General features: G+C 62.9%; 14 protein-coding genes. All 14 read left to right on the top strand.

The window, feature by feature from the left end; all coding sequences use genetic code 11:
* Positions 1–29 precede the first annotated feature (29 nt).
* The 14 genes from FJ425_RS19665 (at position 30) to FJ425_RS19600 (ending at position 15,150) form a co-directional block, all read left to right on the top strand.
* Complete coding sequence (locus FJ425_RS19665; RefSeq protein WP_140632530.1) at positions 30–848, top strand: N-formylglutamate amidohydrolase; 819 nt, start codon at positions 30–32, stop codon at positions 846–848.
* A gap of 23 nt (positions 849–871) precedes the next feature.
* The gene (locus FJ425_RS19660; RefSeq protein WP_140632527.1) at positions 872–2,407 is read left to right on the top strand and encodes an amino acid permease; all 1,536 of its coding nucleotides are present in this window, start codon (positions 872–874) and stop codon (positions 2,405–2,407) included.
* A gap of 87 nt (positions 2,408–2,494) precedes the next feature.
* Positions 2,495–3,865 carry a glutamine synthetase family protein gene (locus tag FJ425_RS19655; protein WP_140632524.1) on the top strand — a complete coding sequence of 457 codons (1,371 nt, stop codon included), beginning with the start codon at positions 2,495–2,497 and terminating at the stop codon, positions 3,863–3,865.
* A 57-nt stretch (positions 3,866–3,922) separates the two neighbouring features.
* Positions 3,923–4,372, top strand: a complete 450-nt coding sequence (locus FJ425_RS19650) for a helix-turn-helix transcriptional regulator (protein WP_181164932.1) — start codon at positions 3,923–3,925, stop codon at positions 4,370–4,372.
* A complete protein-coding gene (locus FJ425_RS19645) occupies positions 4,362–4,781 on the top strand; it encodes a type II toxin-antitoxin system VapC family toxin (protein ID WP_140632518.1) in 420 nt (139 codons plus the stop codon). Before FJ425_RS19650 ends, FJ425_RS19645 begins: the two co-directional genes overlap by 11 nt.
* 19 nt (positions 4,782–4,800) lie before the next feature.
* Positions 4,801–6,186 (top strand): aldehyde dehydrogenase family protein, encoded by a 1,386-nt coding sequence (locus FJ425_RS19640; protein WP_140632515.1) that lies wholly within the window; start codon positions 4,801–4,803, stop codon positions 6,184–6,186.
* A gap of 17 nt (positions 6,187–6,203) precedes the next feature.
* Positions 6,204–7,376, top strand: a complete 1,173-nt coding sequence (locus tag FJ425_RS19635) for an iron-containing alcohol dehydrogenase (RefSeq protein ID WP_140725505.1) — start codon at positions 6,204–6,206, stop codon at positions 7,374–7,376.
* A 246-nt stretch (positions 7,377–7,622) separates the two neighbouring features.
* Entirely contained in the window at positions 7,623–8,729 is a 1,107-nt protein-coding gene (locus FJ425_RS19630; RefSeq protein ID WP_140541890.1) for an ABC transporter substrate-binding protein, read from the top strand.
* 186 nt (positions 8,730–8,915) lie between these two features.
* On the top strand, positions 8,916–9,710 hold the full coding sequence (locus tag FJ425_RS19625) for an ABC transporter permease subunit (RefSeq protein WP_224524636.1): 795 nt from the start codon (positions 8,916–8,918) through the stop codon (positions 9,708–9,710).
* Positions 9,707–10,498, top strand: coding sequence for an ABC transporter permease (locus FJ425_RS19620; RefSeq protein WP_140632509.1), 792 nt, complete (start codon positions 9,707–9,709; stop codon positions 10,496–10,498). The genes FJ425_RS19625 and FJ425_RS19620 overlap by 4 nt, the downstream gene beginning before the upstream one ends.
* Before the next feature lie 16 nt (positions 10,499–10,514).
* Positions 10,515–11,579: an ABC transporter ATP-binding protein gene (locus FJ425_RS19615; protein WP_140632506.1), complete on the top strand. Its 1,065-nt coding sequence runs from the start codon at positions 10,515–10,517 to the stop codon at positions 11,577–11,579.
* Positions 11,580–11,717: 138 nt separating this feature from the next.
* A complete protein-coding gene (locus FJ425_RS19610) occupies positions 11,718–13,271 on the top strand; it encodes a sodium:proton antiporter (protein WP_140632503.1) in 1,554 nt (517 codons plus the stop codon).
* Positions 13,272–13,379: 108 nt separating this feature from the next.
* A complete protein-coding gene (locus FJ425_RS19605) occupies positions 13,380–14,297 on the top strand; it encodes an endonuclease/exonuclease/phosphatase family protein (protein WP_140632500.1) in 918 nt (305 codons plus the stop codon).
* Between the two features lie 7 nt (positions 14,298–14,304).
* Entirely contained in the window at positions 14,305–15,150 is an 846-nt protein-coding gene (locus FJ425_RS19600; RefSeq protein ID WP_140632497.1) for an EamA family transporter, read from the top strand.
* Positions 15,151–15,159: the final 9 nt, after the last annotated feature.

Raw genomic sequence — 15,159 nt, 5'->3', positions numbered from 1 at the left:
ATACAGCGCCCCCCCCAGGGGACGGCAGTATGGAGAGAGCACGGCCCACCAGCCTTGCACCGTCTGAAACCGTAAGGGTGACGAACCCCGGCGGTTCAAGCCCCTTCGTCTTCACCTGCGACCACGCTTCCAACGTCCTGCCCGCCGAATTCGGGACGCTCGGCCTGCCGGCTGAGGACCTTTCGCGCCACATCGCCTGGGACCCCGGCGCGCTTCCCGTCGCCCGCCGTATGGCCGAAGCGCTCGATGCCACCTTGATCGAGACCCGCGTGTCGCGGCTCGTCATCGATTGCAACCGGCCGCTCGACGCGCCGGACCTCGTGCCGCCGATTAGCGAGACGACAGCCATCCCGGGCAACACAGATCTATCCGACAAGCAGCGCGCCGCGCGCGTCGACCTGGCCTGGCGCCCTTTCCACGATACGATCGCCCAGATCATCGACGAGCGGTTGGCGCGCGGCCAGGAGACGCGGCTGGTGTCGGTGCACTCCTTCACGCCGGTCTATAAGGGCAAGAGCCGGCCATGGCATATCGGCATCATCCATGACGAGGATCGCCGGTTGGCGGCGCCGCTGATATCGGCGCTGCAGCGGCTCTCCGGCGTCACCGTCGGCGTCAACGAACCCTATTCGCCGGCCGACCGCGTCTATTTCACGCTGGAGCGGCACGCGCGTTCGCGCGGCCTTGCCTGCGCGATGATCGAAATCCGCAACGACGAAATCTCCGGCGAGACCGGGCAGCGGAAATGGGCGGATCTGCTCACCGGCATATTCTCGAATCTGGAGCCCGACGAGGCCAGGGGCTCCCGACAACGCGCAATGGGAAAGTCAGTACAATCGGCCAGCTAAGAACCAGATAGGGGACTTCCAAAATGAGACCTGAAGAATTCGACAAGTCCGAGGACGTAAAAGTCCTTCACAGCATGGGATACGCCCAGGAATTGGCTCGCCGCATGAGCGGCTTCTCCAACTTTGCCATTTCCTTCTCGATCATTTGCATCCTGGCGGGTGGCATCACCTCGTTCCCGCTGGCCATGGCCACCGGCAGCGGTTTCGAGGCGACTATCGGCTGGGCCATCGGCGGCGTCTTCGCGCTCGTCGTCGCCGCCTCCCTCGGCCAGATCGGCTCAGCCTATCCGACCGCGGGCGGTCTTTACCACTGGTCCTCAATCCTTGGCGGGCGTGGCTGGGGCTGGGCCACGGCATGGATCAACCTGCTTGGCCTGATCTTCGTTGTTGCCTCGGTCAATGTCGGCGTCTATGCGCTCTTTAAGGACCTCGTCTGGGCCGGTGTGTTCGGCCACGATGTGTCGGCCTGGGGTTATCAGGAGCAGGTGATCGGGGTCGTGATCATCACGGTGACGCAGGCGCTATTCAACCATTTCGGCATCAAGTTGACCACCGCGTTGACCGACTTTTCGGGCTATCTCATCCTGGTCGTCGCGGTGGTGTTGACCGCGATGTTCCTGATCTGGGGCGCGAGCTGGGATTTCTCGCGACTGACCACCTTCGTCAACAACACGGGCGATGCGGGTGGCGGCTATGTGCCGACTGCACGGACGGCGCTGGTCGCCTTCCTGATCGGTCTTCTCTATCCACTATACACCATCACCGGTTTTGACGCCTCCGCCCATACCTCGGAGGAGACCCACAACGCCCGGGTGGCAGTGCCGCGCGGCATGATCCATTCGGTTCTCTGGTCATTGATCTTCGGCTTCGTCATGGCCGTCTCCTTCGTGCTGGCAAGCCGGGACCTGGCCGCTACCGCCAAGGATGGTGGCAACGCCTGGTTCAACCTCTTCAACAACCTGCCGGCGCCGTTTTGGTTGAAGAGCATCATCGCCATCGCGATCGTGGTAGCAAACTACATCTGCGCGCTGGCCGGACTGACCTCCACCTCGCGCATGATATTCGCCTTCGCGCGTGATGGCGGCTTGCCCGGCTCCTCCATGTGGAAAACCGTCAGCCCGACATGGCGCACGCCGGTGGCGGCGATCTGGCTTGGAGCCGTCCTCTCGATCGCAGCGACGCTTTACTCGCCGGCTTTCGCGGCTTTGGCGGCCGGCTGCGCGCTGTTCCTCTATGTGTCCTATGCGATGCCGGTGGCGGCCGGCCTTTTTGCGGAAGGCAAGAGCTGGACCGAATTCGGTCCGTTCCGTCTGGGCATGTGGTCCAAGCCGTTCGCGATCATCACCATCCTCGGCGTGCTGATCCTGATGTATGCCGGTATCCAGCCGCCCTTCGATATCTTGATCAACTATGCCATCGGCTTGATCATCCTTCTCGCGGTGCTGTGGTTCGGCATAGAATCCAAACGGTTCAAAGGCCCGCCGATCGGGGCCGATATTGCTCGCCGTCAGGCGGAAATTGCGGCAGCCGAAGTGGCGGTCGGCGAGACCGGCCACTGACACTTCGCTTCATGATCATGGCCGGCGCAATGCCGGCCATGGTTTTGTTTCTCCCTTTCAATCGACAAGCGCTGGAGTGCCAAAGGAATGGCCGGGAATTTCTCGTTCGATCAATTGAAGAAAGCGGTCTCGAACGGCGAGATCGACACGGTGCTGGCCTGCATCGTCGACATGCAGGGCCGGCTCTCGGGCAAACGCTTCCTGGCTCAGTATTTCGTCGATTCCGCGTATGGCGAGACGCATGGCTGCAACTATCTCTTGGCCTGCGACATCGATATGGAGCCGGTGCCGGGTTACAAGGCGGCGAGCTGGTCGAAGGGCTATGGCGACTTCGTCATGAAGCCGGACCTGTCGACGCTGCGGCGCATTCCGTGGCTGGAGAAGACGGCGCTGGTCATCTGCGACGTGCTCGACCATCACGACCACGAGGATTTGGCGCACTCGCCGCGCGCGATCCTGAAGAAGCAGGTCAAGCGCCTGCAGGAGCGCGGCTATATCGGCTATTTCGCCTCCGAGCTCGAATTCTACCTGTTCAGCGAAACCTACGATTCCGCGCGCAAGAAGCACTGGCAGGGGCTCGACAGCGCCTCGCCCTATATCGGCGACTACCAGATCGGCATCACCAGCAAGGAAGAAGGCGTCATGCGCCGGCTTCGCAACGAGATGGAAGCGGCGGGCATTCCGATCGAGAATTCCAAGGGCGAGTGGGGTCCCGGCCAGGAAGAGATCAATGTGCGCTATGCCGAGGCGCTCGAGATGGCCGACCGCCACGTCATCCTGAAGAACGGCGCCAAGGAGATCGCCGATTCCGAGGGCAAGGCCATCTCCTTCATGGCCAAGTACAATTACGGGCTGGCCGGCAATTCCAGCCACATCCACAATTCGCTGTGGAGCGCGGACGGCAAGACGCCGCTGTTCTTCGACAAGAAGGCCGACTGGACGCTGTCGAGCCTCGGCCAGCAATGGGCGGCCGGCCAGCTCAAATACGCGAAGGAATTCACCTGGTTCCTGGCGCCCTACATCAATTCCTACAAGCGCTTCCAGGCCGGAACCTTCGCGCCGACCAAGATCATGTGGAGCGAGGACAACCGCACCGCCGGCTTCCGGCTGTGCGGCGAGGGCACCAAGGGCATCCGCATGGAATGCCGCATCGGCGGCGCCGATCTCAATCCGTATCTCGCCTTCGCCGCTCTGATCGCGTCCGGCCTCGCCGGCATCGACGAGAAGCTGGAGCTGCAGAAGCCGTTCGTCGGCGACGCCTATCAGGCCTCGCGCCTGCCCGAGATTCCGAAGACTTTGCGCGACGCCACCGAAACGCTGGCCAAGTCGAAGATGCTGAAGCACGCCTTCGGCGACGACGTGATCGAGCACTATGTGCACACCGCCCGCTGGGAGCAGTTCGAATATGACCGCCGCATCACGGATTGGGAGCTGCACAGGGGCTTTGAGAGGTATTGACGTTGTTGTGATTTTCGCAATATGTCGCGGTTATAGTACCGCAACATGGAGGCGACGTTGTCGGAAAGCAGGCCTGGCATCGACAAGGCGTGGTTCATGAGCAGGATGAGGGAGCGCAAACTAACGGTTCGCAGCATGGCCGTCCGCTTGGGCATGCACTACAGCGCGCTGTCGCGAACCTTCAACGGCGAACGGCGTATGCAAGTCGATGAAATACGCAAGATCGCGGAAGTTTTCGATCGGCCCGTCAGCGAGATATTGGTCCACCTGGGTTCTTCATCCGACCCTGCGGACGCAAAGCCTCGCCCTGCGCTGGAAAGCGAACCGGGTTTCATGGAGGGGCATGTGGATTTCAACAACGATACCGACGTGAAGGAAAACTATGTCGTGCCGCCTCCAGGCGCAGACCCTTTGTTTGGATGCATGGCCGGAACGCTGAAGCTGCTTCCCGAAGTTGACTACACCGCCCCCGCGGATCCCGACTGGGGCAAAGTGTATGACAGATGACGGGCTGCTGCTTGATACCTGCTTCGTGCTTTGGTCGTCGGCGCGGCAGCCGGTCACCAAAACGGCGATTGAAGCGGTGAACCGTGCACGAAAGAACGCCTGTACGATCGCTGTCTCGGTCATGTCGGCTTGGGAAATCGGAATGCTGGTCTCAAAAGGCAGGCTGCCCTCCATCAGGACTCCCGAACGCTGGTTCGAAGAGTTCGTGGAGACGGCGGCCGTTACGGTGGAAGGCGTCACTCCCCGCATCCTTGTGGCTGCGTCCCATCTTCCTGGCACGGTGCACAACGATCCCGTCGACCGGATGCTCATAGCCACTGCAAGAGAGCGCGATCAGACGATCATAACGCGAGACCGGGCCATTCTGGCTTATGCAGCCCAGGGCCACGTTCGAGCCATTGCCTGCTGACAAACTGGAGAGCGTTTAATTGGAAACCGTGAAACTCAAATCCCCCATCGACGGCTCGATCTATGCCGAGCGGCCGGTCGCGAGCTACCAGGCGATCAACGCGGCGGTCGAGCGCGCGAGGGCGGCGCAAGAAAAATGGGCCGAGACGCCGGTCGTCGAGCGCGGCAAATACATGTTGGCGATGCTGGAAGCCCTGGTTGCGATGACAGACGAGATCGTGCCCGAGATCGCCTGGCAGATGGGCCGGCCGGTGCGCTATGGCGGCGAGTTCGGCGGCGTCAAGGAACGCACCAACTATATGGTCGAGATCGCCGAAGCCGCGCTGAAGCCGGTGCTGGCTTCCAACCCGAAGGACGGCTTCCGCCGCTATGTGAAGAAGGTGCCGCTCGGGGTCGTCCTGGTGATCGCGCCTTGGAACTATCCGTATCTCACCGCGGTCAACACGATCGTGCCGGCCTTGATGGCGGGCAGTGCCGTTATCCTCAAGCATGCCGCGCAGACGTTGCTGGTCGGCGAGCGCTTCCAGCAGGCTTTCGATAAGGCCGGCCTGCCAAAGGGGCTGTTCCAGAACCTGGTCATGAACCACGCCCAGACCGAGAAGCTGCTCAGCTCCGGCAAGATCGACCATGTCAATTTCACCGGCTCGGTCGGCGGCGGCCGCTCCATCGAGAAGGCCGCGGCCGGCACCTTCATGACGCTCGGTCTCGAGCTCGGCGGCAAGGACCCCGCCTATGTGCTGCCCGACGCCAAGATGGATCATGCGGTCGCCAATCTGGTCGACGGCGCCTTCTTCAATTCCGGCCAGTGCTGCTGCGGTATCGAGCGCGTCTATGTGCACGAAAAGATCTATGACGAGTTCGTCGAGGGTTTTGTCGCCGAGACCAGGAATTATGTCGTCGGCAATCCGCTGGAACAGGCGACGACCATGGGGCCGATGGCGCAGCCACGCTTCGCCGACCTGATCCGCGAGCAGAAAGCCGAGGCGCTGCGCAAGGGCGCCAAGGCGCATATCAACATGAAGGTCGAGAACGACAGGCCAGGCTCGCCCTATCTGGCGCCGGAAGTGCTGACCGGGGTCGACCACCAGATGAGCGTCATGCGCGAGGAAAGTTTTGGGCCGATCGTCGGCATCATGAAGGTGCGCAATGACGAGGAGGCGATCGCGCTGATGAACGACAGCCCATACGGGCTGACCGCCTCGATCTGGACGCGAGACACGGAGCGCGCGGTGGCCATCGGCGACCGCGTTGAGACCGGCACGGTGTTCATGAACCGCTGCGACTATCTCGACCCGGCGCTGGTCTGGACCGGCGTCAAGGACACCGGCAAGGGCGCCGCGCTCTCGGCCATCGGCTATGACAATCTGACCCGGCCGAAATCCTATCACCTGCGCGAAGCAATCTGACTTTTGAAAGACAAGACATGTCCAAGCTGATCTCCAAATGGAACTACCCCACCACCGTCCGTTTCGGCGCCGGGCGTATCAAGGAACTGCCGGACGTGCTGGCTGCCACGGGCATCAAGCGCCCGCTCTTCGTCACCGACCCGGGCCTGGCAAAACTTCCGGTCGTCGCATCGACGCTGAAAATCCTCGACGAGGCCAAGGTCCCCTACGGCGTGTTTTCGGAGGTAAAGCCGAACCCGGTCGAGTCCAATCTCACCGCCGGCATCGCGGTGTTCAAGAAGGGCAAGCATGACGGCGTCATCGCCTTCGGCGGCGGCTCGGCGCTCGACCTCGGCAAGCTGATCGCCTTCCAGGCCGGGCAAACGCGCCCGGTATGGGATTTCGAGGATGTCGGCGACTGGTGGACCAGGGCCAACTCGGACGCGATCGCGCCGATCATAGCGGTGCCGACCACGGCGGGAACCGGCTCCGAGGTCGGCCGCGCCGGCGTCATCACCAATGAGGAGACCCACACCAAGAAGGTCATCTTCCATCCGAAGCTTCTGCCGGCGATCGTCATTGCCGATCCGGAGCTGTCGGTCGGCATGCCGGCCTTCATCACCGCCGGCACCGGCATGGATGCGCTCGCGCATTGCCTAGAGGCCTATTGCGCGCCGGGCTACCATCCGATGGCCGACGGCATCGCGGTGGAAGGTATAAGGCTGGTGTTCGAGAACCTGCCCAAGGCTTTCGCCAACGGCAAGGATCTGGTTGCCCGCGCCCATATGATGAGCGCCGCCGCCATGGGCGCCGCCGCCTTCCAGAAAGGGCTGGGCGCAATCCATTCGCTGTCGCATCCGATCGGCGCGCTCTACGACACCCATCACGGCATGACCAATGCCGTGTTCATGCCTTATGTGCTGGCCTTCAACCGCGAGGCGATCGACGAGCGTATCGCCAGGCTCGCCGCCTATTGCGGCATCAAGGGCGGCTTCGACGGCTTCGCCAAGGCGATCGTCAAGCTGCGCAAGGAGCTCAAGGTGCCGCATGCGCTGCCCGGCCTGATCAAGGGCCTCGACATGGACAAGAAGCGCAAGACGCTGATCGCCGACATGGCGGTAGTCGACCCGACCGCCGGCGGCAACCCGGTCAAGCTCACCAAGAAGGCGGCGCTGACGCTGCTCGACAATGCGATCGCCGGCTCCGTCTGAGAGCCGGCTTTCAATGCCGAAGAGTTGACTGAAGAGGCGTTCCAAAGGGGAAGGGAGAAGGCAAAGGGCAAGGTGAATAACCATTAGCCGGAAAATTAAGCGCGGGCTAATTGCTACAGTCCGTTAAAAAGAGTTAACTTTTTTCGCCGCGGGGATCGGGTTTCAAAAAGCCTTCATCCGGCTGTCACACGAAAACGATACCCGCATCGCAGGCGCTTAAACGCGCCAGTTCAACGGAGAGAACACATGTTCAAGTTCACGGGGAAAGTGCTTTCCCTCTCGGCCGCGGCGCTCTTTGCGTCGACGGTGATTTCGTCCGCGGATTCGCTGGACGATCTCGTCAAGGCCGCGAAGGCTGAAGGCCAGCTCACCACCATCGCGCTTCCGCATGACTGGTGTGGCTACGGGGCAGTGATCGACGGTTTCAAGGCTAAGTATCCGGGGATCACCATCAACGAGCTCAATCCCGACGCCGGCTCGGGCGACGAGGTCGAGGCGATCAAGGCCAATAAGGACAACAAGGGCCCGCAGGCGCCCGACGTCATCGACGTCGGCCTGTCCTTCGGCCCGACCGCCAAGGCCGACGGCCTGCTGATGCCTTACAAGGTGTCGACCTGGGACTCGATCCCGGACAGCGCCAAGGATGCCGATGGTGCCTGGTATGGCGATTATTACGGCGTGCTGTCGTTCATGGTGAACAAGGACCTGGTTAAGGAATCGCCGACCGACTGGGCCGACCTGCAGAAGCCGGAATTCGCCAATTCGGTCGCGCTCGCCGGTGATCCGCGCGCGTCGAACCAGGCCATCCAGGCGGTCTATGCCTCCGGCCTGTCGTCGGGTGCCGCCGCTGGCGAAGCTGCCGGGAAAGCCGGCCTCGAGTTCTTCAAGAAGCTCAACGCCGCCGGCAACTTCGTTCCGGTCGTCGGCAAGCCGGCGACGCTGGCCCAGGGCCAGACGCCGATCCTGATCAACTGGGACTACAACGCGCTCGCCGGCCGCGACACGCTGAAGGGCAACCCGCCCGTCGACGTGATCGTGCCTAAGACCGGCGTCGTCGCCGGCGTCTATGTGCAGGCGATCAGCGCCTTCGCGCCGCATCCGAATGCCGCGAAGCTGTGGATGGAGTACCTCTATTCCGACGAAGGCCAGGTCGGCTGGCTGAAGGGCTATTGCCACCCGATCCGTTTCAACGATCTCGCCAAGAACGGCAAGATCCCGGCGGACGTGCTGGCCAAGCTGCCGCCGGCTGAGTCCTATGCCTCGGCGGCTTTCCCGACGCTCGACGAGCAGGGCAAGGCCAAGGAAGCCATCAGCAAGAACTGGGACGCCACTGTCGGCGCCAACGTCAAGTAGGACTTGAAATGCACCGGGCGGCCGCCTGGCCGCCCGGGTTTCCCTCGAAGACGGTGCCCGGGCATGACCGATCTATCGCTTTCAAATCAGTCTATTGCCACCAAGCCCGCGCCGCCGACCGAAGCGACTGCTTTCCGCCTGCCGACGCAATGGATCGGCGTGGCGCCGTTCTTCGTCTTCGCCCTGATGTTCCTGATCATGCCGACGCTGTATCTCGTCATCGGCGCGTTTCAGACCGGGGAAGGCGGGTTCACGCTCGACAACGTCCTGCAGTTGGTCAGCGATCCTTCGATCGCCAATTCCTATTGGGTTTCGATCAAGATCAGCTTCTGGTCGGCCATCGTCGGCGCCTTCGCCGGACTGGCGATTGCCGTGGCCATCGTGCGCGGCGGCCTGCCCAGCTGGGTTCGCTCCGCGACGCTGACCTTCTCGGGCGTCGCCTCGAATTTTGCCGGCTTGCCGCTTGCCTTCGCGTTCATCGCAACGCTCGGCCGCGTCGGCATCGTGACGGTGCTGCTGCGCGACATATTCAACCTCAACATCTATGCGCTGGGATTCAATTTCCTGACCACGTGGGGGCTGATCGTGGTCTATCTCTTCTTTCAGATCCCGCTGATGGTGGTGATCATCGTGCCGGCGATCGACGGCTTGAAGAAGGAATGGAACGAGGCTGCCGCGACGCTTGGCGCCACCCAGTGGCAGTACTGGCGCATGGTGGTGATACCGGTGTTGTTTCCGAGCTTCCTCGGCACCGTCATCCTTCTGTTCGCCAATGCCTTCGGCGCGATCGCGACGGCCTATGCGTTCGCCGGTCCGCAGCTCAACATCGTCCCCATCAAGCTCTATTCGCAGATCAACGGCGACGTGCTGCACAACCCGCAACTCGGCTACGCGATCGCCTTCGGCATGATCGTCATCACCGGACTGGCGAATGTCTTCTACATCTGGTTCCGGACCCGTTCCGAGAGGTGGCTGAAATGAAGTCGGGCAAATTCTGGGCCTGGGTCGTCTTCGGTATAGGCACGGCCTATTTCTTCATTCCGCTGCTGGCGACGTTCGAGTTTTCGCTGCGCATGCGGCGCGGCGTCCATTCCTTCGACGCCTATCAAGTCGTGCTCGGCGATCCGCGCTTCCAAGCGACGTTCCTGTATTCGGTGGTCGCCGCGATCTTCACCATCATCCTCGGCGTGCTGATCGTGGTGCCGGCCGCCTACTGGATCCGTCTCCGATTGCCTCAAATCAGGCCGGTCGTCGAGTTCATCACGCTACTGCCGCTGGTCATTCCGGCGATCGTCATCGTCTTCGGCTATATCCGTATGTACGGCTCGAATTCGCCGCTGCCGTTCCTGGCCAGCGATCTCGGCGCAAGCGCGTTGCTGGTGATCGGCTATGCGACGCTGGCGCTACCCTACATGTACCGCGCCGTCGACACCGGTCTTCGGACCATCGATGTCAGGACGCTGACGGAAGCAGCCCAAATCCTTGGCGCCGGATGGGGCACGATCATCACCCGCGTCATCCTGCCCAACGTGCTGATCGCGGTGCTGTCGGGTGCCTTCCTCACCTTCGCCATCGTCATCGGCGAATTCACCATGGCAAGCCTGCTCAATCGGCCGGCATTCGGCCCTTACCTGCAGAATATCGGCGCCAATCGTGCCTATGAGCCGGCTGCACTTGCGATCATCGCCTTCGCCATCACCTGGGGCTGCATGTCGCTGATCCAGATCCTGTCCCGCTTCGCGCCGAAGTCGGCGAACCGCCCAAATTGATCGAGAGAACCACGCCATGGCCGACCCATTCCTCTCCATCCAGCACGTTCGAAAATCCTTCGGTGCCACCACCGTGGTGGAGGATTTCAATCTCGACGTCGAGCCGGGCGAATTCGTCTCCTTCCTGGGGCCGTCCGGCTGCGGCAAAACCACGGTGTTGCGTATGGTCGCCGGTTTCGAGGAGCCCTCGGCCGGCAAGATCGTCGTCGGCGGCAAGGACATCACCAGGCTGAAGCCCAACCAGCGCAATGTCGGCATGGTGTTCCAGGCCTACGCGCTGTTCCCGAACCTGACGGTGGCGCAGAACATCGCCTTCGGGCTGAAGGTCGGTGGCATGCCGAAGGCCGATGCCGACAGGCGGGTCGCCGAGATGCTCGACATCATCAAGCTGCCGCAGATGGCCGATCGCTATCCCTACCAGCTTTCCGGCGGTCAGCAGCAGCGCATCGCGCTGGCGCGGGCGATTGCGCCGAAGCCGAAGCTGCTCTTGCTCGACGAGCCGCTGTCGGCGCTCGACGCCAAGGTGCGCGTGTCGCTGCGCGAGGAAATCCGCTCGATCCAGAAGAAGCTCGGCATCACCACCATCTTCGTCACGCATGACCAGGAAGAGGCGCTGTCGATTTCCGACCGCATCGCGGTGATGTATGGCGGCAAGGCCGAGCAGGTCGGCACGCCGTTCGAGATCTACAATCGGCCGGCGACCAAATTCGTCGCCAATTTCGTCGGCACGCTCAACGTGCTGGAGGGCAAGGTCACCGACGCCGCGTCCGGCAAGGTGCAAGTCAACTCGCAGGAAGTCTCGCTGAAAGGCAAGCTCAACGGTTCGAAGTCAGGCGACACGCTGTCGCTGGCGCTGCGGCCTGAAGCCATCTCGCTGGGGCGCCAGCCCGGCCATGACACCAGCCTTTCGGGCGAGATCGCCGAAGTGCATTTCCTTGGCTCAGTCATACGCGTGCGCGTCGGCATCGGCGGCAACACAGTATCGCTCGATACCTTCAACAATTCCACGACGCCGCCGCCCGTCGTAGGCGACAAGGCGGACATTTCGTTCTCGTCCGGCGATATGCTGGTTTTGCATTAGGGAAAGAGTGAATGGTGAATAGTAAATGGTGAACGGCGATCAGCACTTTACGTGCTCGAGATCTTCTGATGATACCCATTCACCATTCACCATCACTTTTGCAGTGCCAAACGCCTGGTTCCATCGCTACGATAAGCCATGGCGCTGTTCGAACTTACCCTGATCCTGCTTCTCATCGCCGTCGCGCTGACGGCGGTATCGCGATGGCTGGAGGTACCTTACCCATCGCTGCTGGCGCTTGCCGGAGTTGGGCTTGCCTTCGTACCGGGCGCGCCGACGATCGAGATCGATCCGGAACTGGCGCTGGCGCTGTTCATCGCGCCGGTGCTGCTCGATGCCGCCTATGACACCTCGCTGCGCGACCTGAAGCGCTACCGGCTGTCGCTTGCCCTGCTGGCGCTTGGCGCGGTCGTCTTCACCGCGTTGGTCGTTGCCTTTGTCGGCTGGCAGATGGCCGGCCTGCCGATCGCGGCGGCGATCGCGCTCGGCGCCATCGTCGCGCCGCCGGACGCGGTCGCCGCAAGCGCGGTGCTCAATCAGTTCAAGGTGCCGCACCGTCTGACTGCGATCCTGCAGGGCGAGAGCCTGCTCAACGACGCCACGGCGCTGCTGATCTACCGGATATCGGTTTCAGCCGCCATCGGCACGCTCATGCTCAAAGACGCAGTGCCCGTCATCCTGCTTGCGACGGTCGGCAGTGTTATCGCCGGCTATCTGTTCGGCCGAGCGTCGCGGCTCACGCTGACACGCATCGAGGACGCGGCAAGCAGCACCGTGGTGCAGTTCGCCGGAACCTTCGCCGTCTGGATCATTGCCGACAAGCTCGGCCTCTCCGCCATCATCACCATCGTCGTCTATGCCATCACCATCGCGCGCACCACGCCGCGCCGCATGTCGGCAAGACGCCGCGTCAGCGCCTATTCGGTCTGGGAATCGGCGGTGTTCGTGCTCAACGTGCTGGCGTTCGTGCTGATGGGCCTGCAGGCACGGTCGATTATCGGCCGGCTTGCCGGCGATGGGCAAGGCGAGGCATTCGTCTTCGCCGCGACGGTTCTTGCCGTCGTCGTCGTGGCGCGCCTCGTCTGGGTGGCGGGATATGTCGCGATCATCCGATGGTTTGCCCGCAACGACAGCGAGGAAGAAAAGCAGGATGCGCCGACATTTGCCGGTGCCGTGCTTGTCGGCTGGTGCGGCATGCGCGGGCTGGTGACGCTGGTCGCCGCCATTGCCTTGCCGGCCGGCTTTCCCGGGCGTGACCCGATCGTGCTCGCCGCTTTCGCGGTCGTGCTCGGCACGCTGGTGCTGCAAGGCATGAGCCTGAAGGTCCTGCTGCGCTGGCTCAATTTCCCGCGCGATACGACGATCGATCGCGAGGTGGCCGAGGCGCGCGTCGCCATCATGCAGGCCGCGCTCGATGTGCTGAGCCGCAAGACCTCGTCGGCTGCCGCCGTCGTGCGCGAGCAGTACGAGGCGCAGCGGCGGATCGCCGAAAATCCCGACGACGCGCAGGCCGCGACGGAATACGACCGGTTGCGCCTCTATGCCATCAAGCGGCAGCGTGACACGCTGGAGGAACTGCGCAGCAACGGCACGATCGGCGACGAGGCCTATCACCGGCTGGAGGAGGAGATCGACTGGTCGGAACTTGCGGCGTCGCCCGCCGGAAGCTTCCAGCCGCTGACGACGTATTAGAGCGCCGGTTCGCCGATTTCCACTGGACTATTCCGCTTGCCCCGCCGGTCCATTGCAACGCAAGGGGCGGGGCGCTACTGCGATCACTAGAAGTGAGCCGGTTAATCAATGAAGCTGATCAGCTACAATATCCAGTATGGCTACGGCAGCGACGGGCGCTACGATCTCAGCCGCTGCGCCAGGCTGGTGGACGGCGCCGATATCGTCGCGCTGCAAGAAGTTGAGCGGCATTGGCAGCGCAGCAACGAGGACGACCAGCCCGAGATCCTGTCCAGCTTGCTGCCCGGCTATTACTGGGCCTACGGCCCGGCCTTCGACATGGATGCCAGCGAGAAGCGGGATGGCCGCGTCGTCAACCGCCGACGGCAGTTCGGCACGATGGTGCTGTCGAAGCTGCCGATCGTCTGGTCGCGCCTGCACACTTTGCCGCTGCGGCGCACGCTGAGACCGCTCAACACCCGCAACGCGGCGCTGGAATGCATGATCCGCACGCCGGCGGGGCCAGTGCGTTTTTTCTCGCTGCATCTCGCTCACATCGCGGCCGAGGAGCGGCTGGAGCAGATAGACTATCTGCTTGCCGAGCATCGCCGCGCGCCGTCCGACGGCGGCCCCTGGAGCGGCGTCGACGACGAGCCGCAGCGCAATTGGTCGAACGGCCAGCCGGAACCGGAGAATCCGTTGGCGGCGATCTGGCTGGGCGACTTCAACATGGAGCCGGGCAGCGCCGAATACCGGCGCATCGTCGGCAATACGCCCTACCATCGCGGCGCTGCCTATATCGACGGCTTCGTCGATGCCGCAGCCGTCGCCAGCGAGCCGAGGCCGGACTTCCATACGCACGAAAAGATCATCGACGGCAAGCTGGCGAAAGGACGGCTCGATCATTGCTTCGTCGGCGGCATGCTGGCCGGGCGGGTGCGTTCTGTGAGCGCCGATATCGGCGAGGTGGCGTCCGACCATTTCCCGCTCAGGATCGATATCGATCTGGAAATGCCGGGCATCGCCTCAGGCCTGGCGGGCAGGTGAAACAGGCATGACGCTGTTCGTCGTCCTGGCGGTGCTTTCGGCGGCGGCCATGCATGCGATCTGGAACGCGTTGGTCAAGGTGCATCTCGACCGCTTCCTGTCGATCACACTGATGACGCTCGGCATGGGCTTTGCGGCGCTGGTCGCGCTTCCCTTCGTCGAGGTGCCAAAGGCCGAAGTTTGGCCCTACATCTTCGTCTCGGTGATCTTCCACATGGGCTACCGCACTTTCTTGATCGGCGCCTACAAGGCCGGCGATTTCGCCCAGACCTATCCGCTGGCGCGCGGCACCGCACCATTGCTCTCGGCGCTCGGCGGCATCGTCCTGATCGGCGAGGTCCCGGCGCCGTTCGCCATCCTCGGCATCGTGCTTCTGTCGGCGGGCACGCTGGTCATGTCGTTTCGGGGCGGGGCGCATCTGGAGAAGCTCAATCTGCGCGCGGTCGGCTTCGCGCTCGGCACATCGATCTTCATCGCCAGCTACACACTCTCCGACGGCAGCGGCGCGCGGCTGGCGGCAACCGCGCAAAGCTATGCGGCCTGGCTGTTCGTCTGCGATGCGACGTGGGCGCTCTTGCTGTGCATCTTCTTTCGCGGGCCGCGGTCGCTGCCTGTGCTGGCGCGCGACTGGAAGGCCGGGCTGTTCACCGGGGTGCTCAGCGGCGCGGCCTATTGGATCGTGATGTGGGCAATGACCAAGGCGCCGATCGCCTCGGTCGCGTCGCTGCGCGAGACCTCGATCCTGTTCGCCATGCTGATCTCGGTGCTGGCGCTGGGCGAGAAGATGACCGTCTGGCGCGCGGCCGCGGCGCTCGGCATCGTTGCCGGCGTCGCGGCGCTCAGAATGGGTTGAAGACAGACC

Source organism: Mesorhizobium sp. B2-7-2, assembly GCF_006440775.1.
GTDB lineage: Bacteria > Pseudomonadota > Alphaproteobacteria > Rhizobiales > Rhizobiaceae > Mesorhizobium.
The sequence above is the reverse complement of the archived record's forward strand: the minus strand, read 5'-3'. Positions and strand labels throughout refer to the sequence as shown.

Coding starts and splice junctions, on each gene's coding strand:
- FJ425_RS19665 (WP_140632530.1), top strand. CDS start 30: ATGGAGAGAGCACGGCCCACCAGCCTTGCACCGTCTGAAACCGTAAGG.
- FJ425_RS19660 (WP_140632527.1), top strand. CDS start 872: ATGAGACCTGAAGAATTCGACAAGTCCGAGGACGTAAAAGTCCTTCAC.
- FJ425_RS19655 (WP_140632524.1), top strand. CDS start 2,495: ATGGCCGGGAATTTCTCGTTCGATCAATTGAAGAAAGCGGTCTCGAAC.
- FJ425_RS19645 (WP_140632518.1), top strand. CDS start 4,362: ATGACAGATGACGGGCTGCTGCTTGATACCTGCTTCGTGCTTTGGTCG.
- FJ425_RS19635 (WP_140725505.1), top strand. CDS start 6,204: ATGTCCAAGCTGATCTCCAAATGGAACTACCCCACCACCGTCCGTTTC.
- FJ425_RS19630 (WP_140541890.1), top strand. CDS start 7,623: ATGTTCAAGTTCACGGGGAAAGTGCTTTCCCTCTCGGCCGCGGCGCTC.
- FJ425_RS19625 (WP_224524636.1), top strand. CDS start 8,916: ATGTTCCTGATCATGCCGACGCTGTATCTCGTCATCGGCGCGTTTCAG.
- FJ425_RS19620 (WP_140632509.1), top strand. CDS start 9,707: ATGAAGTCGGGCAAATTCTGGGCCTGGGTCGTCTTCGGTATAGGCACG.
- FJ425_RS19615 (WP_140632506.1), top strand. CDS start 10,515: ATGGCCGACCCATTCCTCTCCATCCAGCACGTTCGAAAATCCTTCGGT.
- FJ425_RS19610 (WP_140632503.1), top strand. CDS start 11,718: ATGGCGCTGTTCGAACTTACCCTGATCCTGCTTCTCATCGCCGTCGCG.
- FJ425_RS19605 (WP_140632500.1), top strand. CDS start 13,380: ATGAAGCTGATCAGCTACAATATCCAGTATGGCTACGGCAGCGACGGG.
- FJ425_RS19600 (WP_140632497.1), top strand. CDS start 14,305: ATGACGCTGTTCGTCGTCCTGGCGGTGCTTTCGGCGGCGGCCATGCAT.